Source organism: Candidatus Pelagibacter sp. Uisw_113 (assembly GCF_047717815.1).
Taxonomy (GTDB): domain Bacteria; phylum Pseudomonadota; class Alphaproteobacteria; order Pelagibacterales; family Pelagibacteraceae; genus Pelagibacter.
In genome coordinates, this window is the sequence record NZ_CP159809.1 from 584,206 (window position 1) to 607,531 (window position 23,326).

24 protein-coding genes and 4 tRNA genes are annotated in these 23,326 nt (G+C 26.8%); 7 read left to right on the top strand and 21 right to left on the bottom strand.

The window, feature by feature from the left end; genetic code table 11:
- Nucleotides 1-39: 39 nt before the first annotated feature.
- The 9 genes from ABXT39_RS03235 to ABXT39_RS03275 all read right to left on the bottom strand — a co-directional run bounded on the left by ABXT39_RS03235 (nt 40) and on the right by ABXT39_RS03275 (nt 7,379).
- Entirely contained in the window at nt 40-888 is an 849-nt protein-coding gene (locus ABXT39_RS03235) for a glycosyltransferase family 2 protein (RefSeq protein WP_415295830.1), read from the bottom strand.
- A complete protein-coding gene (locus ABXT39_RS03240) occupies nt 888-3,005 on the bottom strand; it encodes a glycosyltransferase (RefSeq protein ID WP_415295831.1) in 2,118 nt (705 codons plus the stop codon). Before ABXT39_RS03240 ends, ABXT39_RS03235 begins: the two co-directional genes overlap by 1 nt.
- Nucleotides 3,002-3,253, bottom strand: coding sequence for a GIY-YIG nuclease family protein (locus ABXT39_RS03245; protein ID WP_415295832.1), 252 nt, complete (start codon nt 3,251-3,253; stop codon nt 3,002-3,004). Before ABXT39_RS03245 ends, ABXT39_RS03240 begins: the two co-directional genes overlap by 4 nt.
- Before the next feature lie 8 nt (nt 3,254-3,261).
- A tRNA-Glu gene (locus ABXT39_RS03250) sits at nt 3,262-3,336 on the bottom strand.
- 50 nt (nt 3,337-3,386) lie between these two features.
- A complete protein-coding gene (gene recJ / locus ABXT39_RS03255) occupies nt 3,387-5,081 on the bottom strand; it encodes a single-stranded-DNA-specific exonuclease RecJ (RefSeq protein WP_415295833.1) in 1,695 nt (564 codons plus the stop codon).
- On the bottom strand, nt 5,078-6,025 hold the full coding sequence (glpX, locus tag ABXT39_RS03260) for a class II fructose-bisphosphatase (RefSeq protein ID WP_415295834.1): 948 nt from the start codon (nt 6,023-6,025) through the stop codon (nt 5,078-5,080). The genes recJ and glpX overlap by 4 nt, the downstream gene beginning before the upstream one ends.
- Nucleotides 6,025-7,017, bottom strand: coding sequence for a putative transporter (locus ABXT39_RS03265; RefSeq protein WP_415295835.1), 993 nt, complete (start codon nt 7,015-7,017; stop codon nt 6,025-6,027). The genes glpX and ABXT39_RS03265 overlap by 1 nt, the downstream gene beginning before the upstream one ends.
- A complete protein-coding gene (locus tag ABXT39_RS03270; RefSeq protein ID WP_415295836.1) occupies nt 7,017-7,298 on the bottom strand; it encodes an ETC complex I subunit in 282 nt (93 codons plus the stop codon). Before ABXT39_RS03270 ends, ABXT39_RS03265 begins: the two co-directional genes overlap by 1 nt.
- Before the next feature lie 4 nt (nt 7,299-7,302).
- Nucleotides 7,303-7,379: transfer RNA gene (locus tag ABXT39_RS03275), tRNA-Pro, on the bottom strand.
- Nucleotides 7,380-7,472: 93 nt separating this feature from the next.
- On the opposite strand from ABXT39_RS03275, the gene ABXT39_RS03280 reads away from it, so the two are divergent.
- The 3 genes from ABXT39_RS03280 to ABXT39_RS03290 are packed head-to-tail and all read left to right on the top strand — an operon-like array spanning nt 7,473 to nt 9,747.
- Nucleotides 7,473-8,012 carry a zinc-ribbon domain-containing protein gene (locus ABXT39_RS03280; RefSeq protein WP_415295837.1) on the top strand — a complete coding sequence of 180 codons (540 nt, stop codon included), beginning with the start codon at nt 7,473-7,475 and terminating at the stop codon, nt 8,010-8,012.
- 4 nt (nt 8,013-8,016) lie between these two features.
- On the top strand, nt 8,017-9,189 hold the full coding sequence (nhaA, locus tag ABXT39_RS03285) for a Na+/H+ antiporter NhaA (protein WP_415295838.1): 1,173 nt from the start codon (nt 8,017-8,019) through the stop codon (nt 9,187-9,189).
- Between the two features lie 45 nt (nt 9,190-9,234).
- Entirely contained in the window at nt 9,235-9,747 is a 513-nt protein-coding gene (locus tag ABXT39_RS03290) for a glutathione peroxidase (RefSeq protein ID WP_415295839.1), read from the top strand.
- Here ABXT39_RS03290 and ABXT39_RS03295 read toward each other — a convergent pair.
- Genes ABXT39_RS03295 through rarD form a run of 9 tightly spaced genes read right to left on the bottom strand, consistent with a single transcriptional unit; the run spans nt 9,742 to nt 18,128 of the window.
- Nucleotides 9,742-10,515, bottom strand: coding sequence for an MBL fold metallo-hydrolase (locus tag ABXT39_RS03295; protein ID WP_415295840.1), 774 nt, complete (start codon nt 10,513-10,515; stop codon nt 9,742-9,744). The genes ABXT39_RS03290 and ABXT39_RS03295 overlap by 6 nt on opposite strands.
- The gene (locus ABXT39_RS03300) at nt 10,515-11,279 is read right to left on the bottom strand and encodes a TatD family hydrolase (protein ID WP_415295841.1); all 765 of its coding nucleotides are present in this window, start codon (nt 11,277-11,279) and stop codon (nt 10,515-10,517) included. Before ABXT39_RS03300 ends, ABXT39_RS03295 begins: the two co-directional genes overlap by 1 nt.
- Entirely contained in the window at nt 11,272-12,813 is a 1,542-nt protein-coding gene (metG, locus tag ABXT39_RS03305) for a methionine--tRNA ligase (RefSeq protein WP_415295842.1), read from the bottom strand. Before metG ends, ABXT39_RS03300 begins: the two co-directional genes overlap by 8 nt.
- On the bottom strand, nt 12,814-13,746 hold the full coding sequence (locus ABXT39_RS03310; RefSeq protein WP_415295843.1) for an AAA family ATPase: 933 nt from the start codon (nt 13,744-13,746) through the stop codon (nt 12,814-12,816).
- A gap of 4 nt (nt 13,747-13,750) precedes the next feature.
- On the bottom strand, nt 13,751-14,362 hold the full coding sequence (gene tmk / locus ABXT39_RS03315; RefSeq protein ID WP_415295844.1) for a dTMP kinase: 612 nt from the start codon (nt 14,360-14,362) through the stop codon (nt 13,751-13,753).
- Complete coding sequence (locus ABXT39_RS03320) at nt 14,355-15,518, bottom strand: D-alanyl-D-alanine carboxypeptidase family protein (protein WP_415295845.1); 1,164 nt, start codon at nt 15,516-15,518, stop codon at nt 14,355-14,357. Before ABXT39_RS03320 ends, tmk begins: the two co-directional genes overlap by 8 nt.
- Nucleotides 15,511-16,269, bottom strand: a complete 759-nt coding sequence (locus tag ABXT39_RS03325; RefSeq protein ID WP_415295846.1) for a hypothetical protein — start codon at nt 16,267-16,269, stop codon at nt 15,511-15,513. The genes ABXT39_RS03320 and ABXT39_RS03325 overlap by 8 nt, the downstream gene beginning before the upstream one ends.
- Nucleotides 16,259-17,260 carry a lytic murein transglycosylase gene (locus ABXT39_RS03330; protein WP_415295847.1) on the bottom strand — a complete coding sequence of 334 codons (1,002 nt, stop codon included), beginning with the start codon at nt 17,258-17,260 and terminating at the stop codon, nt 16,259-16,261. The genes ABXT39_RS03325 and ABXT39_RS03330 overlap by 11 nt, the downstream gene beginning before the upstream one ends.
- Nucleotides 17,247-18,128 carry an EamA family transporter RarD gene (gene rarD, locus ABXT39_RS03335; RefSeq protein ID WP_415295848.1) on the bottom strand — a complete coding sequence of 294 codons (882 nt, stop codon included), beginning with the start codon at nt 18,126-18,128 and terminating at the stop codon, nt 17,247-17,249. The genes ABXT39_RS03330 and rarD overlap by 14 nt, the downstream gene beginning before the upstream one ends.
- A gap of 107 nt (nt 18,129-18,235) precedes the next feature.
- On the opposite strand from rarD, the gene ABXT39_RS03340 reads away from it, so the two are divergent.
- Nucleotides 18,236-18,973: an FkbM family methyltransferase gene (locus ABXT39_RS03340; protein WP_415295849.1), complete on the top strand. Its 738-nt coding sequence runs from the start codon at nt 18,236-18,238 to the stop codon at nt 18,971-18,973.
- A 114-nt stretch (nt 18,974-19,087) separates the two neighbouring features.
- Nucleotides 19,088-19,177 (top strand) — tRNA-Ser (locus ABXT39_RS03345).
- Here the strand turns inward: ABXT39_RS03345 and ABXT39_RS03350 are convergent.
- Nucleotides 19,178-19,444 carry a succinate dehydrogenase assembly factor 2 gene (locus ABXT39_RS03350; RefSeq protein ID WP_415295850.1) on the bottom strand — a complete coding sequence of 89 codons (267 nt, stop codon included), beginning with the start codon at nt 19,442-19,444 and terminating at the stop codon, nt 19,178-19,180.
- A 24-nt stretch (nt 19,445-19,468) separates the two neighbouring features.
- Here ABXT39_RS03350 and ABXT39_RS03355 point away from each other — a divergent pair, with 24 nt between their 5' ends.
- Complete coding sequence (locus tag ABXT39_RS03355) at nt 19,469-21,520, top strand: ATP-dependent DNA helicase RecG (protein ID WP_415295851.1); 2,052 nt, start codon at nt 19,469-19,471, stop codon at nt 21,518-21,520.
- On the opposite strand, the gene ABXT39_RS03360 is transcribed toward ABXT39_RS03355, so the two are convergent.
- Nucleotides 21,517-22,131: a DUF502 domain-containing protein gene (locus tag ABXT39_RS03360; RefSeq protein ID WP_415295852.1), complete on the bottom strand. Its 615-nt coding sequence runs from the start codon at nt 22,129-22,131 to the stop codon at nt 21,517-21,519. The genes ABXT39_RS03355 and ABXT39_RS03360 overlap by 4 nt on opposite strands.
- A 124-nt stretch (nt 22,132-22,255) precedes the next feature.
- On the opposite strand from ABXT39_RS03360, the gene ABXT39_RS03365 reads away from it, so the two are divergent.
- Nucleotides 22,256-23,083 carry a M48 family metallopeptidase gene (locus ABXT39_RS03365; RefSeq protein ID WP_415295853.1) on the top strand — a complete coding sequence of 276 codons (828 nt, stop codon included), beginning with the start codon at nt 22,256-22,258 and terminating at the stop codon, nt 23,081-23,083.
- Nucleotides 23,084-23,091: 8 nt separating this feature from the next.
- On the opposite strand, the gene ABXT39_RS03370 is transcribed toward ABXT39_RS03365, so the two are convergent.
- Nucleotides 23,092-23,167, bottom strand: a tRNA-Lys gene (locus tag ABXT39_RS03370).
- Between the last annotated feature and the right edge of the window lie 159 nt (nt 23,168-23,326).

Sequence of the window (23,326 nt, forward strand, 5' to 3'; positions counted from 1 at the left end):
TGTCAATAATCAATTAATATATTATTATGCAAACTATAATTAGTTTTTTATATAATTGAAAATTAACTGCAATTTGCAAATAAATAGATGAAAATAAAAAAAAATGTTTTTTTTAGGATCAGTTAATGGTCCTTGGTATTGAGTTTGATGCTCTAGATAATATTTTTGGAAAAATTTATAAGTAAAACCCCATTTTTGTAAAAAAATTTTAGATCCTTTGTTTAATTTTATATTCTTATTTTTACGAGTAGTCATCGAACCAAAGTGATAAACTCTAAAATTAGAAAGACCCTTGAAGATTCTAACACCACTTTTCCATAGTTTTAAAGTAAAATCAGGGTCAGAGGCGTCGCCGGGATTAAACTCTTCGCTTAAACCACCTACTTTTTCCCATAAACTTATATGTACTACGGATGGGTTTTTGTCAGCACCTTGGATGTCATTAAATTTAAATTGTTTATACATTTTTAAAAGATTTTTTTCATCAAAATTTCTATAGTCATCACCAAAATTATAATTTATATGACCATTAATTTTTTCAATCATAACTCCTGATAGATAAAAATTATAATTGTTATGAGAGTTAATTTCATTTATTAAAACATCTTCCCAGCCTGGACAGAGATACATATCGTCATGTATAAAAATTAAAAAATTGTTTTCAGCTTTTTTGACAAGATTGTTTAATGCTGTACATAATCCATAATTTTTGTCTGACTTCATTTCATAAATAGATTGAGACTCTAAATAGTTAGAAGTTTCATCCATCGAGTTATTGGAATGTACAAGTATTTGATGATTAAACTTTGAATTTTTTTTAATGCTAGAAATACAAATTTTAAGGTGATTATAGTTATTAATCGTAGGTATCAAGAAAGTGAACTTCATTAATATAAAGTTGTTTTATTACCTAATGACTTATCTATAATATATTTAGTTGTCTTAAGTTCGTCAAAGAGTTTAAAATATTTTTTCTTACCATTTTTAGCAATTTTTATTCTTGATTTTTCATTTTTTTTATAGAATTTAATTTTGTCTGAAAGATCTGTAATATTATCGTAAAAAATAATCTCATTATTGTTAAAGAAGTCATTCATTTGTGTTTTTCTATCAATGAAAGTTAATAAGCCATTACCCATCAAAGAGGCAATTCTATTGCTTGAGTAATATTTAGTAGGCAAACCTCTGCTTAAATTTAAGCCCATTTTAGAGCCGACCAGTGCTTTATAAAAATTATTCCCCCATATTGGCTCTTTATTTTCAAAACCATAAAAGTCATAATTTATATTATCTATTTTTTTAATTAATAAATTTAGAAAATTAATTCTACTATCTGTTTTACCTTTTTTTAATGTAGCTCTATTTACACCATGACTCATTGCGTAAAAAATATCTCTTGATGGATTCAATTTATAAACATCAAAACACTCAATATTTTGATCTACAGGAACAAAGAAAAAGTGTAGATTCTTAATATTGGTATTTTGTTTAAGAAAAACACTTGGATCTGTCGTAATAAAGTTATGGTCAACAAGATTTGCATAATTAGAGATATTTTTTATGTTAGTCTGTGAATAATCAAGACTTGGCATAATAGGATCTTCATTCCATTGAGAAATTATAAGATTTTTATTTAAAGCTCTAAATTGACCTATTGTATTTGTAGTAATATTTTTGGTGTGACCAAAAAATAGAAAATCAGGATTATAATTTTTGAAAGTTTCTACTAAATACTGTTGAAATTTTGTCTCACTATTTGTTAATGAAAAAGTCCTGTTTTGTTTTACAAAATCTCTGTCACTAATTTCAAGAACATCGTGACCATTTCTAATAAATCCGTTAGTAAATTTTTTACCTAATGAAATATTATATAATCTATGATTAAGTTTTTGACCAGTATTGTAGATATTAATAATTCTTAATTTATTTTTGATAAAATTAAGATTAAATTTTTGAAATGTGCTTCTTCTTATTTGATCTATTAATTTTGAATTATCTTTAATTAAATGTTTAACATTTTTAAAACCATTTATTTGAATTTTTTTTCGAAGTTTGTCATCTTTAATTAGTTTTTTTAATTGATTATAAAGTTCAGTAGAGTTTAATTTTTTAAGTATAATACAATGATCTGTAGTCTCAGGTAGTCCACCTTTATTTGAAATTATTGTAGCACATGCTCTTGATGAAGATTCTAGAGCAGTTCTTCCGAAAGGTTCTTCCCAACGTGATGGTACTACGACAATTTCGGATTTGTTTAAAAATTGTAAAACTTTTTTATGTTTTAAAAAACCTAATTCTTTATGATTTTTATGATATATTTTTGGCCTTTCTCTACTTTCGTCCCCAATCGAGTATGCCTTCCACCCATGGAATTCGTCAAGAATTTTTATAACAGAATCTTTATATATATCGTAACCCTTCGATTCATTTAATTTACCCACAAAGGTTATTTTCTTATCTTTTCTGAAAATTTTTTTTTCTCTATGGATACTAGGGTAAACAATTTCAGTTTTGTTCATTAACTTAGGATCTAAATTAATAAAAAATCTAGTTTGCACCCATTTGCTTACAAATATAATTTTATCAACCTGGTTAAGTAGTTTTAATCTTTCTTCATTAGTTCTAGAACCATTCATACTTAATGGATCATTATGAAAATAAATAATGAATTTAGAAATTACTTTATTTTTTAAATAATTAAAGACAAGAGGCCTATTATGAATCTCGATGATATCAAAATTTGAATCTTTTGTTTTTTCAATAAAATTTTGACAGTACTCATTTGTGGAGCTTGATAATTTAGACTTAAGATTATTAATTTTAATATTTACATAATTTTTAGTTAGATAATCATTTCCTATTGTGTTGCCAAAAATAAAATTTGTATTTTTATAATTAGAATATTTAAAAAAATCACAGACCCAAATTGCTGCTGCTTGTGCTTTAGTAAATGTATAATTCTCCTTATATGGGAGAATAGTTGCTATTTTTATAATATCATTCATTTACTTTCTTTTAATATGGATAATCTTTTTTTTCTATTCTTTTTAAGTAAATATTCATAAGACATTGCTTTAGGTTTAGATAAAAATTTTTTTTTATAAATTATTTTCCATTTATAACCCATTGTTGATTTTGCTCCTTTATTAGAGTTGTGTTTTGATAATCTTAATTCTAAATTATTGGTGTACCCAACATAAGTTTTGAGCTTAAAAGCAGGCAGGGTTTTGAGCATATACACATAGTAACACATACTAATAATGGCGGTCCCTGGGGGAATCGAACCCCCCTTTGCAGGATGAAAACCAGCTGTCCTAACCGATAGACGAAGGGACCATGTTGAGATCTTTTATTTTAAAAGTCATTATTTATCAAGCGTAATTAAGTTATAGGATAAGGTCTCTAATAGTTAATTGCAGAGTTTTTTTATTATTCCAGATATTTTCATTGATTTGACCAATTACATTAATGTTATTTATATAACTCATTAAGTGTTCACCGATCTTAGTATTAATAGAATTAAATGATATTGATTTAATTGAAAATCCTGTTTTTGATTTTAATATTGCAGATATATGCTTGTTATTTAGCACTATGGGTTTAATTATTTTTAGATCTCTTAACATGAATGTTGGCACTGAGTTTCCTGTACCGAAAGGTTCTAATTTTTTTATATCATCATAAAAATCTTGATTAAATGCTAATGGCGAAACTTCTGATTCATATGAAAATATATTATTATTTACAGTATTAGATTTTAAAAAATCCTCTAATATATAATTTTCAAAATCTTTAAGGTTTGCTTTATTTAGCGTAAATCCTGCAGCCATATTATGACCACCGCCATTTATAATTATATCTTTATCTAGTGAACCTTTAATTACACGACCAATATTATAATTATAAACTGATCTTGCAGATCCTTTTAATAATTCATTAGACGCAGTAATAACAATGGAGGGTTTATTAAAATAATCTTTTAATCTTGCTGCAATAATTCCAATTAAACCTTCGTTTATATTTGGATTATAATAAATAATTACTTCTTTATTTTCTTTTTCAATTTTTTGAAAATCAATTTCATTTAATACTAAAGTTTCAATTTCTTTTCTTTTGTTATTCAATTTAATTAAATTAGTAGACCTATCTTTGATAACTTGATCATTATTAGAAGATAATAATTCCGTAGCATATTGAGATTTACCCAGTCTTCCGCCAGCATTCAATATAGGACCAATTAAATAACCCAAATCATTAATATTAATCTTATTTTTTTTTTCATTTAATTCAAACAAAGTGTTCAGAGGTAAATTTGTAGTTATATCAAAATTTTTGAGAGCATTTATTGCAATTAATCTATTAAGCTTTCTTAAAGGCATTACATCACAGACTGTAGCTAACAAAACATATATCAAATAATCAGATATATTTATTTCACTTTTAGTTTCTTTAATTAGTAATTCTAAAAAAAAATATGTAAGTGTTGTTGCACATAAATAATCGTACTCTCTATAACCATTATCTTTTTTGGGATTTATAATTGAGTTTGCATTTGGAAATGGATTACTAATTTCATGATGATCAATAATTAAAGATTTAATTTTATTTTCATTTAAAAAATCTATTGCTTCATTAGAAGTTGAGCCGCAATCAACCATTATAATCAATTTAGGCTTTTCTAAGATCAGTTTTTGGAATAATTTTTTGGTAGCACCATAGCCATCCTTTTCCCTGTCTGGAATATAATAAAAAAAAGAGTAATTTATGCTTTCTAAAAATTTAACAAATAATGATGTAGCAGCAGACCCGTCCACATCATAATCACCTAAAATACATATTTTTTCGTTGTTATTAATACAATCAACAACAAGTTTAATAGATTGATTGAAATCTTCATTATTTAAAAAAACGTTGTTCAAATCCAAATCTGTATTGATTGTTGCAATTTCTTCAACTCCAAATTTTCTTGAAATAATTAGTCTAGATAAAATACTACTAAAATTAAAATCTTGTTTTAATTTATCAACTAAGTTTTGATTAATTTTTTTTTGTTCCCACTTCTTACCTGAAACAGAAATCATTCTTCAATAAAATTTGTTCTTTTTATCGTTTCTTTAAATTTTAAACTTTTGTGTGTAACTAGTGTCTCTGTTGTATACTTATTGTCATTAATTTCGACTCCACTTAACATATCACTAGAAGTAATACCTGTTGAGCAAAAAATTGAATCACCTTTTATAATTTCATTTAATTCGTATTTTTTATTCAAATCAGTTATTCCCATTTCATTTGCATCTTTAATATCTTTGTCGTTATCAAATATAAATCTCCCTTGAAAATGGCAGTCAAAAGCGTCAAGAGCTGATGCTGCTAAAACTCCTTCGGGACCACCTCCTATACCTAAAAATATATCAACATTATATTTTTGATTTGTCACATACAATGCACCCAGAACATCGCCATCCGTAATTAGTTTAATCTTAATATTTAGTTGCTTTAATTCATCAATTATTTTTTTATGTCTTGGTCTATCCATTACACATGCTGTGAGTGATGATATATCTTTATTTAGAAAATCAGCCAAGTTTGAAGCATTTTTTTTTAATGTAAAATCTAGATCTACCAATCCTTTTTCAATTGGTCCCGTTGCGATTTTATCCATATATGTTTCTGGTGCATTAAAAAGATTACCTTTTTCAGCAATTGAAATAACTGACGTTGCACCAGGTAAATTATTTGCTGCAAAATTTGTTCCTTCTAAAGGATCAACAGCAATATCAAAATATGGTCCGTTTTTATTTCCAAGTTTTTCACCAGTGTAAAGCATTGGAGCTTCATCAAGTGAACCCTCTCCAATAACAACTTCACCATTCATATCTATTTTATTTAATTCTAACCTCATTGAATCAACAGCTGCTTGATCTGCTGCAATCTTGTCCTTTTTTCCAACCAAATAAGACGATGCTAGAGCTGCCTTTTCAGAAACTTTTATAATTTGATCGACATATTTCTTATCAATAGACATTAATCTTTTTGAACAACTATTTCAGTAGAATTTATTACACTCTCAAATTCTCTTAGACGCTTATAAACACTTGCCAGCTCTATAATGGTAGGCCAAGCTTTTAATAGGTATTGCATAGAACCTTCAACTCTTCCAAAAGCTCTTATAATTTGTTGCATAACACCTAATGTTACAACACCTGCTACAATAGCTGGAGCTAAGAAAACATAGGCTGATAATACATTAGCTTGCAAGTAAGCCATACGACCAATATTAAAATATAAATACCTTGTGTAGCTTAAAAAGTGAATTGAACGAACTTCATCAAATAATTCATTTATTGTCTTAGGTCTAACGTTACCATCATCTTCAGCTACTACTAATATCTTTCTATATGCGGCCTCTTTTTTTTGTAGATCATATTCCACTCCAACTAAACGCAATATCCAACCTAATCCTATTAAGAATGCTGTACCACCCAATGTCCAAAGCAATGCACCAGTTATCAATCCATATTGCCAGTCACCAAAAAAGAAGATTGGTATACCTACTGATAGTCCTAATAAAATTGGAGTAAATTGTATTAATACCATGACTGATTCAATAAAACTTGTACCTAGAGACTCCATAATACGGGTAAACTTGATTGTATCTTCTTGAACTCTTTGTGAGGCACCTTCTATTTTACGAGCTCTATCATAAACAGAATGATACCATTCCACCATTGCAGTTCTCCATCTAAACAAGAAGTGTGCTGTAAAAAAACTAATTACAACGTAAAGAGCTATATATATTCCAGCTAGTGTAATAAATGATGCTAAATTTGCCCAGTACTCTTCAATTGTAATAGCGTTGGGTTTAGCAAGTGCTTTTTGAATCATATCGTAGAACACACCAAACCATTCATTTATTTTTACATCAATTTTTACTTGAACCCACAATGATAATAAAATTACAAACGAACCTAACCAAGACCATAACTGCCATTTTTTTTTTGTAAAAAATTTAAACATTATTTTAGAAAATTATCTGCATACGATTTTTTAACAGTTTTTCTTTTTTGAGGTTCAATTATCTCAAAGTCAATTTTATTTTTTTTTGCATATTCTATTGCTAATTCTTTAGAGGAAAATTCTAAATTTAACTCTGAGAGTGTGTTAGAGCTTGTCTCCCAACCCATCAAAGGATTTATACCAGTATCCTCAGTTTCAAATTCAATTAACCATTTGTCTGATTTGCCAAGGCCTGACTGCATGGAATTTTTTGTAGGAATATAAATTTTTGCTTTTTTCATAAATTGGTCGGGGCGGCAGGATTTGAACCTGCGACCCTCTGGTCCCAAACCAGATGCGCTACCAGGCTGCGCTACGCCCCGATTGAGGTACTAATACATTAGATATTGATAATTTCAAAGAATAAAGAACATCAAAAATAAGGTATTTTTGCAAGAATCAGATATACAACAATAATGATCATTACTTGTAATAATTGTAATAAAAAATTTGATATAGACTCAAGTTTAATTCCGGACAAAGGTCGCTTGTTACAGTGTGCTGGCTGTGATCATAAATGGTTTTTTAAAAAAGAAGTTCTTAAAAATACTGTAAACCCAATTGTTAAAGATTTTGACAATGAAGGTCTTGATATTTTTGATCAAAATAAACGCTCAAACAACAATGAGATCAATCCATCAGAGCTACCGATAGAAGAAATTGAAGTTGACATAGAAGAAGGATATGATGAAAAAATTAAGGTTAATAATGAAGAAGAGCCTAAGATAAAGATTGACGCTAATATAAATGAAAGCATACAAGTAAATACAAAACAAAAAAACTTTAAAATATTAAATATTTTTATAGTAGCAATTATTTCATTCGTAGCTTTTATAATTATTGTAGATACTTTTAAATATCCTATCGGAAAAATTGTCCCAAATACCGAATTAATACTTTATAATCTTTATGAAAGTATTAAAGATATCTCATTATTTATTAAAGATTTAACATAGAATTATGATCAAAGATCTTTCAAAACCTTTTAAATGGTTTTTTCAGTTAGAAGCAGCCAGTGGTCTTGTATTATTAATTGCTGCAATTATTGCTCTTGTAATAAGTAATTCTAGTTTTAGTAATTTATATTTTGACACATTAAACCAATACCTGTTTGTAGGTATTAATGATTTTGGTTTAAAACTTTCGGTACACCACTGGATTAATGATTTATTGATGGCAATTTTCTTTTTCTTTGTAACTTTAGAAATTAAACGAGAATTTATTCAAGGTGAACTTTCTAACTTAAAAAAAGCGTTACTTCCGATTATTGGTGCTGTTGGGGGGATGGTAGTCCCTGCCCTAGTCTATGTTTTTATAAACTTTGGGAATTCTGAAACATTGAATGGTTGGGCAATTCCATCAGCTACAGACATAGCTTTTTCACTAGGAATTTTATCTTTACTTGGTTCAAGAGTTCCAATTTCTTTAAAAATCTTTTTAACGGCTCTAGCTATTATTGATGACCTTGGTGCAATATTGATTATCGCTTTTTTCTATTCTGGTGATTTAAGCATAAGCTATTTAAGTTTAATCTTAATCTCCTATATTTTATTACTTACTTTAAATAAGTTTGGTGTTAAAAAGTTTATTCCCTATTTAATAATTGGTGCCTTCATGTGGTTCTTCACATATAAGTCTGGAATTCATGCAACAATAGCAGGTGTTCTTTTAGCTACGACCATACCTCACAGAATTAAAGACAAAGATTTCTCTTTATTAATTAAAATTGAGCATGCAATCAGTCCTTATGTTGCTTTTATGATAATGCCTATATTTGCATTCGCTAACGCTGGTGTCTCTTTAGAAGGATTATCATTATCATCTTTATTAGAACCTGTTCCATTAGGTATTCTTTTAGGGTTGTTTGTGGGTAAACAAGTTGGGGTTATGCTTATATCTTTCATAGCTGTAAAATTTGGTGTCGCACAAATGCCAGACAAGTCTAACTGGTTAAGTCTATATGGAGTTTCAATATTAACAGGTGTTGGTTTTACAATGAGTTTGTTTGTTGGAAACTTAGCATTTGCTGAAAATATCCAGTACATTGATGGTGTAAAAATTGGTGTTCTTGCAGGATCTTTACTTTCTACGGTATTTGGATATCTTATATTATTGTATGCCTCTAAAAAATAATTCATGCTTTATAAAAATAATTTATTAATTCTACTTATTATATCTATGTTCACATTTTTTGAAAAAGTTGATGCTAAATACGAAAAGTTATTTTTTGATCACTCAATAAAAAATATTAGTAATGAAACTATAGATTTAAATCAATACAAAGGAAAAACTATACTTTTAGTAAATGTTGCTAGTAAATGTGGTTTTACCAAACAATATACAGGCCTTCAAGACCTTTATGAGAAGTATAAAGACAAAGGTTTCTATGTAATTGGTGTTCCATCAAATCAGTTTGGTGGACAAGAACCAGGGTCTAATTCCGAAATTAAGGATTTTTGTGAAACTAATTTTAATATTACATTTCCGATAACTGACAAAACAGATGTTAAAGGTGAAAATGCTCATGATTTATATAAATGGGCAAAAAAAAATTATGGTAACTCAACTGTTCCTAAGTGGAATTTTCATAAAATTTTAATTAATAAAAAAGGAAAAATACAGGACACGTTCAATTCTTTTATTACACCAATGTCAGATAAAATAACAAAACAAATAGATTTAATTCTATAAACTAACAGTCATACCGTCAAAACCAGGAATAATATTTTTAGGTAATTTTTTCTTAATTTTTGCATAATCTAAATCACTATGCATATTTGTTAATATAGTTTTTCTAGGAGTAAGGATTTTAACTATTTCTAAAACTTGATTTAAATTGAAATGTGCTGAGTGATTACGGTACCATAGACAGTCAATAATCAAGTATTTTAAATTTTTTAATTTTTTGTAATCTTTCTTAAAGAATAAACTAATATCGCTTGCATAGGCTAATTCATTATTGATTAGATAGCATATACTTTTAATTTTACCATGCTGAACTGGTATTGATTCAATTTTAATTTTTTTATTTTTATTTGTAAATTGATGTTCTTTTTTAAGACTATTAATATTTAAAGTAGATGGATAACCATAAGATGATTTAAAACAATATTTAAAAGTTGAAAGTAAATATTTCTTAGTATTGGAGTCGGCATAGACTGGAATTTGTTTCTTGTTTATTAAAAAAAATGGACGCAAGTCATTAATACCATGTGTTTGATCCGCGTGTAGATGTGTATAAAAAACTTTGTTAATAGATTTAATTTTATTTTTAAGAAGTTGTGACCTCAAATCAGGAGATGTATCTATTAAGATATTTTGATCGTTAAATTTAATTATAGCAGAACATCTTGTTCTAAAATTTTTTTTATTTTTTAAATCACAATCGCCAGAATATCCATCTGCTCTAGGCACACCCATTGAGCTACCACTACCCAAAATGACGAATTTAAGAGACATTATAGGTTAAAAAGTTTGTTAAAATTTTTAGTAGTTAAATCGGACATTTCCTGATCAGTCTTTTCTTTTAAAATAGATAATTTTTCTAGAGTATATTTGATAAAACTTGGTTCATTTTTTTTCCCTCTCATCGGTATGGGGGCTAAAAATGGGCTATCTGTTTCAACAAGCAGTTTATCTAAGGGAATATTTTTAAAAGTCTCCTGAAGGTCTAAACTATTTTTAAAAGTAATTATTCCACTTGCGGAAAAAAATGCATCTAATTCAAGTAATTGATTTGCAAAATCAAATGAACCGGTAAAACAATGCATTAAAATTTTTAATTTTTCTGATTTATATGATTTTAAAATCTCATATGTTTCATCCTCAGCACTTCTAGAATGTATGATAATAGGTATATTAAGGTCTATAGAAGCCTCTATATGGGCTTTAAAGCTATCAATTTGCCTTTCTTTGTTGCTATGATTATAAAAAAAATCTAAGCCAGTTTCACCTATACCAATAATTCTTTCATTTTGATTTATTTGATTAATTATATAATCTTTATCAATTAAATGACTTTCCTCAGTCTCATGAGGGTGGATACCAAACGTTCCATAAATCATTGGATCTAGCTTAATAATATTCTTTATCCTAACAAAACTTTCTACCGTAGTGCATATTGTCAACAGTTTCGAGATACCAACTTCTTTAGATCTTTTTATAACCTCACTTAAATTATCAAGTAAAGGTTCATGATCTAAATGACAATGAGAATCAATCATTTTTCTTTTCAATTTTTTTAAATAAAATATCTATTTTGTTAATCGGTTTTCCAGATACAAGATAGTCGTGTTTTGCAATAGATTCAAAATTAATTGCAGCTACATTTAAATTAAGAATTTTTAAGGCTTTTTCTATTGAACTTGGGATTATTGGATAAAGCATGAATGAAATTTTTCTAATCATTTCTAAAGAAGTATAGACAATTGTATTTAACCTGTCTTTATCATCTTTTTTTTTCCAAGGTTCCTGGTCATTAAAATATTTATTTGCTTCAAATAAAGCACTAACAATAAAATTAATATAATAATTAATATTTTGATTATCAATTTCAGTACGTATTGCCATCAAATTATCAGTAAATCTATTTAGCATTACTAAATCTTCATCTTTAAATTTTATATTATTTGGTATAAGTGATTTACAATTTTTTTCAGCAAATGCTGTAACTCTTTGACACAAGTTTCCATAATTATTAGCCAAATCACTATTGATACAATTCTCTAACCTATCTTGTGAAATGTTACCATCATTACCAAATGAGACTTCTTTAATTAAATAGTATCGTAGGGGATCAAGACCATAAATTTCAATAATATCCAAAGGGTCAAGAATATTACCTTTAGATTTGGACATCTTTTCATCACCAGATAAAATCCAGCCATGACCATAAACTTTCTTAGGTAAAGGTATTTTCGCTGCCATTAAAAATGCAGGCCAATATACAGAGTGAAATCTTAATATATCCTTACCTATTAAATGTACAGATGCAGGCCAAAATTTTTTAAACAGAGCATCATCTGTATTTGGATAGTTTAAAGCACTTATATAATTAGTTAGAGCATCGAGCCAAACATAAATTACATGATCTGGACTGTTAGGAACCTTGATTCCCCAAGAGAATGCTTTACGACTTATAGAGAGGTCTTTTAACCCACCTTTTACAAAACTAATTACTTCATTTTTTCTAGATTTTGGTGAAATAAAATCAGGATTTTTTTCATAATAATTTAGTAATTCATCTTGCCATTTAGACAGCCTAAAAAAATAAGACTCTTCCTCTATCCACTCAACTGGTGAACCAGATGCAGTTGCAATCTTAATGTTTTCCTTTTCAGTAATCTCTTCATCACTATAGAAAGCCTCATCAGATACAGAATACCAGCCCGAATATTTTGATAAATAGATATCATCATTTTTTTCAAGCTCATTCCATAAATGTTGAACTGTTTTTTTGTGTCTTTCTTCAGTAGTTCTAATAAAATCAGTATTAGATAAATTTAATGTTTTTGAAAGATTTCTAAATGTTTGACTAATTTCATCACAAAAAGCCTTGGGATCAATATTTTTTTTCTCTGCTGCTCTTTGTATTTTTAAACCGTGCTCATCAGTACCTGTTAAAAAATGAACATCAAAACCATCCATACGTTTAAATCTGGCAAAAAAATCAGCGGCAATACTTGAATATGCATGACCCATATGAGGTTTTGCAGATGGGTAATAAATTGGAGTCGTAATATAGTAATTTTTATCCATTTATAATAATTTTGATTTAAATTCTAAAAATAAACTTTCCTCATCCAGATTAAATTTTTCAGTATCATAAATTTTTTTTATAAATTTATGATAAAAATTAATTAATGAAATTTTTGTATTTGTTATCATGTATTTTTTTAAAAAGAATAACTCAATTAAGTTTATTAATAAAATTTTAATAGGTTTATTTTTTTTGTAATAATTATTTTCTATTATTAAGTTTATAAAACTTGAAATAGTATGATCCTTTAAATTAATTGATTTTTCTTCAGCAAAATTAAATAAACTAATGATTTCACCAGGAGAATTATAATAACTTAGTAAGTCATAATTAACAAATTCAAGTACATTTTTTTCAAGTATTGAGTTTGAGATATTCAAAGACTCATTAAATGTTAAATTAATCTTAAATGTTAAACATCGTGATTTAAGAGTCGTTAGTATATTTTTTTCACTATTGTTTATTAAGATAAAAAAAACACTTTCATTTGGCTCTTCTATGATTTTAAGTAGCGCATTAACTGAATTCTTATTTAGATTTTCAACATTATCTATTAAAATAAATCTTGCCATATTATTAAATGTTGATTTATTTGTGTAATTAATCATTTCACGTATTTGACTTACATCAATGCTTTTTTTTTCAGTTAATAGATCTATCAAATAGAAATTAGGATGTGAGTTATTTTGTAAAAGTTTATAGGATTTATTATCCTTATTGATGCTAAAACTTTCTAAATTATATTTGTACTCTTCATTTTCGGATAAAATATAGTTGACTAAATGATAAGCTAATGTTGATTTTCCTGATCCTTTTTTTCCAGATAGTAAAATTTTATTAGGTATTTTTTTCTGCTTATATAGTCCAACTAACTCGTTAAAGAAATTTTCCATACCATAAATCTTAGTATTTTCTGATGGTTTTAAATTCATAAATCTAAATTAAGTCGTTAATTTTATTTAATATTATATTTTCATTAAGATCTATATCTAGATTTGAATTTATTCTAATATATTTTTTGGGATTTTTTTTTAATATTTTTATAAAACCATTTTGTACTTTTTCATAAAACTTACTATTAAATTTATCATACCTGTTAAGCTTTTTTCTTAGTCTAAGTCTTTTTTTCATATTTGATAAATTAACAGTATTTAAAAAAGTAAAATCAATTTTAATATTTCTTAAAAGATGATTGTTGATATTTTGTATAAATTTTAGGTTTACACCCATTCCATAATGTTGGTAAGCAATTGTTGAGTCTGAAAACCTATCTATTAATATAATTTTTTTTGCAGCATTTTTTCTTATAATTTCTATATTTTCACTTCTCGCAGAAAGATAAAGTAGTAAATCAGTTTCTTTATTAAATGTAGATTTATTATCGAGAACAAGATTTCTTATTTTTTCTGAATTTGCACTACCACCAGGTTCTCTAATTTTAATAAAATTAATTTTTTTACGTGTTAAGTAATCTGCAACTTTTTTTATGTGATGAGATTTACCAGTACCTTCTATACCCTCAAATACAATTATTAGTTTTTTAGACATCACCCCAAATTAAAAAATTAATTGATTTAATTAACCTCGAAAATACATTCAATCTTTTAACTTCTTCATAAGCAAATAAATCGTGCTCTGATACGAGTTCATTTTTATAAACTATTGTTAATTTACCTATAACATCATCTTTCTTAATAGGTGCTTTTAATGGGCCTTTATAATTAACGGTAACTTTTAAATACTTTTGTCTATTTAAGCTTTCAGATTTAAGTAAAGTTTTATAGATATCTTGATTAATATAAGCATTAACAATTGCTTTTTTTCCTTGCCAAACTTCAAGATCTGTAAATATTTGATTTTGTTTGGCTATTTCTATTGTTGCAAATTGTGACAAGCCATAATTTAATAGTTTATTTGATTCATAAGATCTACTACCTTTGGTTTTAAATCCACTTCCTACTGCAATTAATCGTCTTCCATTTCTTTCTAAAGAAGAGGCTAGTGAATATTTCTCAACAGCTAAATAACCAGTTTTAATTCCATCTACAAATTTATTTTTGTTAATAAGGGAATTAGTATTTGGTTGAGTTATTGGATCACTACCAGTTCTATCCCATGTAAATTCTGATTTTTTAAAGTAACTATAATATTCAGGATAATTTCTAATTAAATAATTCGACATGATTAATATATCTCTAACAGTTGAGACATTATTAGGATCATTTAATCCTGAGGAATTAGTAAAATTTGTACTAGTCATACCTATCTCTAAAGCTTTTGAAGTCATTAAACTTGCGAATGCTTCTTCAGAACCAGCGATACCTTCGGCAAGAGCTACACAAGCATCGTTACCAGAAACAATTATTATTCCCATTAAAAGATTTTCAACAGTTATTTCATCATTAACCATTATAAACATAGATGAATTTGCTGGTCTTGATAATCTCCATGCTTTTTCAGAAATTGTAAACTTATCGTTTAATTTTAAATCTCCACTTTTTATTAAATCAAATGCAACCATTGCAGTCATAATTTTTGTCATCGAGGCAGGATAAATGGATTTATCAGCATCTTTTTCAAATAATATTTCACCCGAAAGATAATCTTGTAATATAGCTGTTCTAGCCTTTATATCAATTGCAGCATTAGAATTCACTGTCAGCAGGACAGTTAAAAAAATAGTTATAAGTTTTGATTTAATCATTTTTTATAATTTCGATATTTTCAAATTTAAGTATGCTTATATCATTAAATGATTTTTGTAGAGAGTTAATGTTATTAAAAGGGCCTGCATATACTCTATATTTTTTTTCGTCAATTTTTTTTATTTTAACATCTTTAATCATTGTTTCGTTATTGATTCTATCAAGTAATAATGACGCTGTATCATTAAAATAAAAATCAGCTATTTTTATTTCATAAGAAAATTTTTTACTTTTTACATTTTTGGTGTTTGTTTCTTCAATATTAAGATTACTAATATTAACATTATTAACTGGAGCCTTGCTAGCAACTTTTTTTTCTTCTTCAAACATTTTTGCTTTTTTGGCTATAAATACCGAGTTTTGCAATACCTCTAAAATTTCCACATAAGGTTCATTTTTATTTAAATTAATATCTTCTGCAATTCTTGCTGATAGAACTGCATTATTAAATAAGGGATAATCAGCATTACTACCGACAGTGCCTATAATAGATTTATTATTCAAAATATTGGTAACTTTAACAATTGTATTTTTTTTCAAATTTTTTTGAAAGATAACCAAGCTTCGTTCATCAATTTTTTTTGTAATAATTTTATTTTTATAATATTCATCATTATAAATAAGGCTAAATCCTTTATTTATAAATGGATTATCCAATGAATTAGAATTTTTATTTTTTATTAGAGTTGTTGTTGTGCAATTAGTTAACAAAATAAAACAGCATAGAATAAATAGTTTCTTATAATGCATTTTCAAATTTTTCTTTTAATGTACAGACTGCTAGACCAAAGCGTAAAGATCTATTCCATTGGAGTATTTTTTCATAATTTTCAAAAACTATATAAGCTGGGTCTAAGTTTTGGGCCTCAGGTATAATATCTTTGTCTGGTGTTATTATTGATACAATTAAATTTTCGTCAATAACATTAAAGGTATCATCGTTAATCAAATATTTCTTTAATACTTTAAATTTATTTTTATTGTGAAGTTTTTTTGCAGACGTATTTAATATATTGTTAGGTATATTTTCTTTTAATTTCACTTTAATGAAACAAGGTTGGTTTTTTTTCCATCCTATTTTATTTATATAATTAGCTGCAGATGCAAATGAATCTATAGTTGATTTAAGCTCAATAACGTTATTTTTATCATAGTCTATGGCATAGTTATCAATTGTAGAGGGCATAAATTGAAAAAAACCAAAAGCTCCTGCCCATGATCCGTATAAAATATCATGGTCTATTTTTCCCGAATCTATCAATTGAAGAATTGTGATTAACTCATTGGTAAAAAAATCAGATCTTCGTTGATCATAACTTAAAGTTGCAAGTGATGATAATATATCCATTTTTCCAACATAGGTTCCAAAATTGGTCTCTATACCCATTAATGCTAAAAGTAATTCTCTCTCAACAGAAAATTTATCATCTATCATATTTATAAAATCTTTATTCAATTCATAAAGTTTATTACCCCTATCAACTTTTTGTTTAGACGTTCTTTTGGATATATACGTTTTTGTATCCTCATAGAACTCTGGTTGAAAACGGTCATACTTTATTACCTTGGGTAAGAACACGACATCAGACATAGCTAGATTGAAAGTCTTTTCTGAAATTTTTTTTTCTAAAGCATAAACCTTAAAATTTGCTAACCATTCATTAAATTCATTTTCATTAGCATTTAATGTGCCATTGATAATTGTTAAGAATATAATTATAAAATATTTAATTGCTTTCATATAAATCTTTTAAATATATAATTACAGCAATCCATATTAAAATGAAGCTTAATGATTTATCAAATGAAAAAGCCTCATCATAATAAAAAAAACCTAGTAAAAACTGAAATGTTGGTGTTATATAAAAAATCATTCCAGTAGGTCCAAGACCGCAAAGCTCAACACCTCTTACATATAAGAATAAAGGTATAACAGTCATTGGTCCAGCCAACATTAATATAAACATCAATGAAGGATTGTGCAAACTAAAGGTATTTAGATTATTTTGAAAAAGTAAAAAAAATATAATTAAAGCGAATGGTAATATAAAAAGACTTTCAATTAATAACCCAACATCTGTATCAACATTAATTTTTTTTCTAAGTAGATTGTAAAAACCCCAACTTACTGCAACAATAATTCCAACCCATGGGATTGAATAGAAACTTTTAAATAAGAGAAATATTATAGATACCAAAACAAGAAGTACAGAAAGGCCTCTTCTTTTATTTATTTTTTCACCATAGAAGATATATCCCAAGAAAATGCTTAAGATTGGCATAATAAAATAGCCAAAACTTGCATCAATAATTTTTTCTGTAACTACTGCATAAATCCATGTTGTCCAATTTATGAAAATTAGTAAGCTTGAAAAAAATAAATAAATTAGATTTCTCTTATTTTTTATAATTTCAAAAAAAACACCCCATTTTGAAAAATAAAAAGTAGTTATTATCAAAACTATAGATGTCCAAACACAACGATGAATAACCACCTCTATGGAGCCAGCAAAAGAAATATATTTAAAGTAAATAACACCAATGACACCCCACCAAAAAGATCCTAGAGCAGTTAAAATTAGTCCATTATTAAAATTATTTTTCTTCATTGTATTATTGTCTAAATTATAAATTTATTAAGCTTATTTTAAAATACCCATAATAATTTCAATTTTATATTGAATAGATATTTATAATAGCCTAATAAATTGAACTTATGTCTTCTTCAAATTCCAGGCTTTTAAATCTTACTAAAAAGTATCCAATATTTAAAAAATTTTATTTATTTTATAATATTTATATTAGAAATTATAATTTTTTATATTCGGGTAATCAGTTGGGTGAAGAAGAAGAGCTTTTAAGTTACTTTAAAAAAAACTATAAAGGAACCTATGTTGATATTGGTTGCTTTCATCCAACAAAACACAGCAATACATCAAAGTTTTATAAAAGAAAATGGCGAGGGATAAACATTGATTTAAACCCTCTAACTATAGACTTGTTTAATTTTGCAAGACCCAGAGATATTAATATATGTGCAGCGATTTCAGACTCAGCTAAATCTAATGATTTATATTTTATTGGTGATCTCTCCTCTGAAAACACCTTAGAGAAAAATCATACAAAGTGGCTTAAAAAAGCTTTTAATTATAATCAAGAGAAATTTTTTAAAAAAAGAATTAAAACAAAAAAAATTAATGATATCTTAGAAAAGTATAAATTCTATGATATTGATTTCATGAATATAGATGTGGAAGGACATGAGATTAAAATCTTAAAATCTTTGAATCTAAGTAAATTTAATATCAAATATTTTTGTGTTGAAATTATCAGTCAAAATTATTCTAAAAAACATAAAAACAAAATACTGAATTATTTTAAAAAAAATCGTTATGAAATAAAATTTATCGATAAAATTGTAGGAATAAACTATATTTTTAAGAAAATTATCTGACAAATCAAAGAGGCATATATTTTAGTATCAAACTTGTACCAAATCAGTTTTTCAAAGTTATTTTAATAGTTTTTAGTTGAAAATTTTGGATTGTTCCCTTAAACACTCACTAACGGAGAGATGGCAGAGCGGTTGAATGCACCGGTCTTGAAAACCGGCAAAGGGGCAACTCTTTCCTGAGTTCGAATCTCAGTCTCTCCGCCACTATTCAATTACATAATTATAATTTTTAAACATCTCTGAAACTTTATTTAACTTAATTTGAATTGTTAAATTTTGACCTTGATTAAATTTATAAAGATTTTCATCATCACAACTTAACAAATCAGATAAAAGCTTTAGCTCTTGTTCATTAAACTGATTAATATATTTTTTAGTAAATGAACCTAATAACTTATCCATTTCTTTAGTACCTCTGTAGTTGGCTCTATAAATTATTTTATTTTTTAAATCCTTTATATTAATGATCATAAAATTTAATATATTATACCTAACATGAAAAATAAAAATAATTATGATTATTTATTGGCTGATCTAACCAAATTAAATGGTGTGGGCAAAAAAACCATGGAAATTTTGAAGAAAAAAAAAGTAAATAATATTTTTGACCTACTATGGAGACTGCCTAAATCTTATACTGACAGAACACTTGTTAGTAAAATTTGTGATCTTCAAATAGGAGTAATTCAAACTATCAGGATTGTTCCATTAAAATATCAATTTCCAAGAGTTAGAAACTTACCAGATAGAGTTAATTGTACTGATGAAACAGGAAAGATTGATTGCATATTTTTTAATAGTTACGAAGGATATGTAAGAAAAATTTTACCATTAAATGAAGAAGTGACAATCAGTGGTAAAATAAGTAATTATAAAGGACGATATCAAATAACAAATCCTACATATATTTCACAAGACAGTTCATTAATTGAAAACATTGATAATAAATACTCATTAACGGAAGGCATTACTGAAAAAATTTATAATAAAATTATTAATCAGATTTTAAAAAATTTACCTATTTTAACAGAGTGGCATGATAAAGACATACTAAAAGTTTTTAATAATGAAAGCTGGAATGAATCTATAATAAAATTACATGATTCAAAAAATATTGAAAATTATAAATCTAATTTTTATAAAAGACTTGCTTATGATGAAATACTGGCATCATTTTTAGTTAATTCAGAAATACGAAAAAAAATTAAAAAAATTAAAAAAGCTTCTAAAAATTTTACCGAAAAGGCACACAACAATATAGTTAATAAATTAAACTTTACTCTTACTAATGATCAAAAAATTTCATTAAATGATATTAATAAAGACCTAAACTCTAAAAGTAAAATGTTTAGACTTTTACAGGGTGATGTAGGAAGTGGTAAAACGATTGTTGCATTGATTTCTTCACTAAGTGTCATTAGTTCAGAGTTCCAAGTTGCATTAATGGCCCCTACTGAAATATTAGCTAGACAACATTATAGTTTAGCAAAAAAACTATTTCCTAAAAATATTAAAATTGAATTACTTTCTAGTAAAAATGAAAATAGTGAAAAAAAGAGAATTATAAAGGAATTAGAAAACAATCAAATTCAAATGGTATTTGGTACACATGCAATTTTTCAAAAAAAAATAATTTTTGCAAATCTTGGTTATATTATAATTGATGAGCAGCATAAATTTGGGGTCAGACAAAGAAAGCTTTTATCTGATAAAGGTGGGGATAATTGCGATGTTCTTTTAATGTCAGCAACACCAATTCCAAGAACTCTGACCATGTCAGTTTATGGTGACATGGATGTTTCTATTATTAGAGAAAAACCAAGTAATAGAAAGGAGGTTAAAACTTATAGTAAATTAGAAAGTAAAATGGATGATGTTATTAATTTTGTTAAAAAAGAAATTAAAGAAGGAAACCAAATTTTCTGGGTATGTCCCCTGATAGAGGAATCAAAAAAATTAGATCATCAATCTTCAGTTACTAAATACAAATTTCTTAATGAAATTTTTCCAAATAACGTTGCATTACTTCATGGTAAAATTGACAACGAAGAAAAAGAGGAAATATTGAATAAATTTTTAAATAAAAAATATTCAATTTTAGTTTCAACAACAATTATAGAAGTTGGTATTGATTTTCCTAATGCCAATGTAATCATAATAGAAAATGCTAATAAATTTGGGTTATCACAATTACACCAGTTAAGAGGAAGAGTTGGGCGTGGTACAAAACAAGCGAGCTGTATATTAATGTTTAAGTCTAATTTAAGTATTAATGCAAAAAAAAGAATTAATATTCTAAAAAACTCTAATGATGGTTTCGAAATCTCTGAAGAAGATATGAAGTTAAGAGGTTTTGGTGATTTACTTGGTTTTAAACAAAGTGGTGTTAAAAATTTTAAATTAGCTGATCCAATTCAAAACGAGGATTTATTTTTAATGGCAGAAAAACAAATTAAAAAAATAGAATTAGAAAATATTGATATTAAAAAATATAAAGCATTACTCAAGTTATACGACCAAGCAGATATAATTAATGATATGGTTTAGCTTTTTGGCTTAGACGTTCCAGCCGAAACTATAAATTTTGACGCTTCTTCAAATGTCATATCCAAGTAAATCAAATCTTCTTTTGGTATCATTAGCAGAAAGCCACTTGTTGGATTGGGTGTCGTTGGAACAAAAACATTAACCAAGTCAATATTTGTTTTAGCTTTAATTTCACCTGTATTCTCTTTTGTAGCGAAACCTACAGCCCATGATCCTTTTCTTGGGTACTCAACTAGTACAACGCTTTTTTTATTACCCTCTTGTTCTCTAAAAGAATCTGTCATTTGTCCAATCGCTGAGTAAATGGTTCTTAGTATCGGCATTCTTTTAAATAAATCATCAATTATTTGTAAAAATTTTTTACCTATAAAAGTTAAAGAAAGGCCACCAACGACAGTAATAAAAATAATTGTTAAAATTATTTCAATACCTGGAATTGCATAAGGAAGATAAGTATTTGGATTTAATCCTGAGGGTACTAACCTCGTTGAAAAATTTATTAAGAATTTGCTTAAATAAAGTGTAAACCCAATTGGTATTAAAACAATTACACCTGTAAAAAAATAGTTTCTTAATTTAAGAGCTAATGATTTTTTTTTCGTAATAGGCATAGATAATTTAGTTATAACTAGAATAAATAACAAATGAAACAGCTATGATGAAAAGTGTAACTAAGATTTTATTGTTTAAATTCATAAAAGTATATATTTATATGATTATCAAAATTTTAATAAAATGAATAGAAGAAAATTTTTAAATTATGTTGGATGTGGATGTTCAGGCTTAATGGTAGGCGCTTGTTCTACAGCGCCAATAACAGACAGAAGGCAATTAAAAATTATACCTGAATCTAAATTAAATGCTCAAGCAGCACAAATTTTTGAAAAGGTAAAAGAAAAAGAGAAAATGAGTGATGACACTAAAACACTAAATGAAATTAAAGATATTGGAAAAAGAATGGAAGTCTCTATATCAGAATACTTTTATAGAGCGGGTCTAAATGATCCTACTGTTAATTTTGATTGGGAATATATTTTAATAGATAATAAAAAAGTTAAAAATGCATGGTGTATGCCTGGTGGTAAAATTGCTGTTTACACAGGAATACTTGATGTAACAAAAAATACAAATGGTCTTGCCTCAGTTATGGGTCATGAAATTGCGCACGCTGTAGCCAAACATTCAGTAGAAAGAGCAAGTAGAAGTGCACTTTTGCAAACTGGAACATCTTTGATTAATATTTTTTCAGGAGGAAAATTAGGACAGATCAATCAAGCAACTGGAATGAATACTGTAGGGCTATTATCTCAAATAGGAATAATGAATCCCTTCTCAAGAACCCAAGAAAGTGAGGCTGATTACCTTGGAATGATTTTTGCTTCATTATCTGGTTTTGATATCAGGGAAACTAAAAAGTTATGGGAAAGAATGAAAGCAGAAAATAAAGGCAAAGAACCCCCTCAATTTATGAGCACCCATCCATCTTCCTCTAAAAGAATAAAAGATTTATCAGAATGGGAAAACAGTGTCATTTTAGACTATCCACCAATTACAATTAGTTAATATTTTAGTGGTGAGCCCTGATGGACTCGAACCATCGACCCATTCCTTAAAAGGGAATTGCTCTACCAACTGAGCTAAGGGCCCACATATAAATTAATGAAGTTAAGATAAATATTTTTTTCTATTTAATTTTAAAAAAAAACTTTTGGTGAAGTCTTCTTTAAAATTTTTAAATTTCTTTACACTTAAAAATTTAAACAATAAAAAAATATCAAACTTGAATAATTTTTATTACCAAAAAAC

Bases quoted from the DNA above. Each gene is read 5' to 3' on its own strand.
- ABXT39_RS03270 (WP_415295836.1), bottom strand. From the start codon at position 7,298: ATGAAAAAAGCAAAAATTTATATTCCTACAAAAAATTCCATGCAGTCA.
- glpX (WP_415295834.1), bottom strand. From the start codon at position 6,025: ATGTCTATTGATAAGAAATATGTCGATCAAATTATAAAAGTTTCTGAA.
- ABXT39_RS03240 (WP_415295831.1), bottom strand. From the start codon at position 3,005: ATGAATGATATTATAAAAATAGCAACTATTCTCCCATATAAGGAGAAT.
- rarD (WP_415295848.1), bottom strand. From the start codon at position 18,128: ATGAAGAAAAATAATTTTAATAATGGACTAATTTTAACTGCTCTAGGA.
- ABXT39_RS03350 (WP_415295850.1), bottom strand. From the start codon at position 19,444: ATGATCATTAATATAAAGGATTTAAAAAATAAAATAATTTATAGAGCC.
- ABXT39_RS03355 (WP_415295851.1), top strand. From the start codon at position 19,469: ATGAAAAATAAAAATAATTATGATTATTTATTGGCTGATCTAACCAAA.
- ABXT39_RS03290 (WP_415295839.1), top strand. From the start codon at position 9,235: ATGTTCACATTTTTTGAAAAAGTTGATGCTAAATACGAAAAGTTATTT.
- ABXT39_RS03365 (WP_415295853.1), top strand. From the start codon at position 22,256: ATGAATAGAAGAAAATTTTTAAATTATGTTGGATGTGGATGTTCAGGC.
- ABXT39_RS03295 (WP_415295840.1), bottom strand. From the start codon at position 10,515: ATGTCTCTTAAATTCGTCATTTTGGGTAGTGGTAGCTCAATGGGTGTG.
- recJ (WP_415295833.1), bottom strand. From the start codon at position 5,081: ATGATTTCTGTTTCAGGTAAGAAGTGGGAACAAAAAAAAATTAATCAA.
- ABXT39_RS03360 (WP_415295852.1), bottom strand. From the start codon at position 22,131: ATGCCTATTACGAAAAAAAAATCATTAGCTCTTAAATTAAGAAACTAT.
- ABXT39_RS03330 (WP_415295847.1), bottom strand. From the start codon at position 17,260: ATGAAAGCAATTAAATATTTTATAATTATATTCTTAACAATTATCAAT.
- ABXT39_RS03325 (WP_415295846.1), bottom strand. From the start codon at position 16,269: ATGCATTATAAGAAACTATTTATTCTATGCTGTTTTATTTTGTTAACT.
- ABXT39_RS03280 (WP_415295837.1), top strand. From the start codon at position 7,473: ATGATCATTACTTGTAATAATTGTAATAAAAAATTTGATATAGACTCA.
- ABXT39_RS03245 (WP_415295832.1), bottom strand. From the start codon at position 3,253: ATGTGTTACTATGTGTATATGCTCAAAACCCTGCCTGCTTTTAAGCTC.
- ABXT39_RS03340 (WP_415295849.1), top strand. From the start codon at position 18,236: ATGTCTTCTTCAAATTCCAGGCTTTTAAATCTTACTAAAAAGTATCCA.
- ABXT39_RS03300 (WP_415295841.1), bottom strand. From the start codon at position 11,279: ATGATTGATTCTCATTGTCATTTAGATCATGAACCTTTACTTGATAAT.
- ABXT39_RS03310 (WP_415295843.1), bottom strand. From the start codon at position 13,746: ATGAATTTAAAACCATCAGAAAATACTAAGATTTATGGTATGGAAAAT.
- metG (WP_415295842.1), bottom strand. From the start codon at position 12,813: ATGGATAAAAATTACTATATTACGACTCCAATTTATTACCCATCTGCA.
- ABXT39_RS03320 (WP_415295845.1), bottom strand. From the start codon at position 15,518: ATGATTAAATCAAAACTTATAACTATTTTTTTAACTGTCCTGCTGACA.
- ABXT39_RS03235 (WP_415295830.1), bottom strand. From the start codon at position 888: ATGAAGTTCACTTTCTTGATACCTACGATTAATAACTATAATCACCTT.
- nhaA (WP_415295838.1), top strand. From the start codon at position 8,017: ATGATCAAAGATCTTTCAAAACCTTTTAAATGGTTTTTTCAGTTAGAA.
- ABXT39_RS03265 (WP_415295835.1), bottom strand. From the start codon at position 7,017: ATGTTTAAATTTTTTACAAAAAAAAAATGGCAGTTATGGTCTTGGTTA.
- tmk (WP_415295844.1), bottom strand. From the start codon at position 14,362: ATGTCTAAAAAACTAATAATTGTATTTGAGGGTATAGAAGGTACTGGT.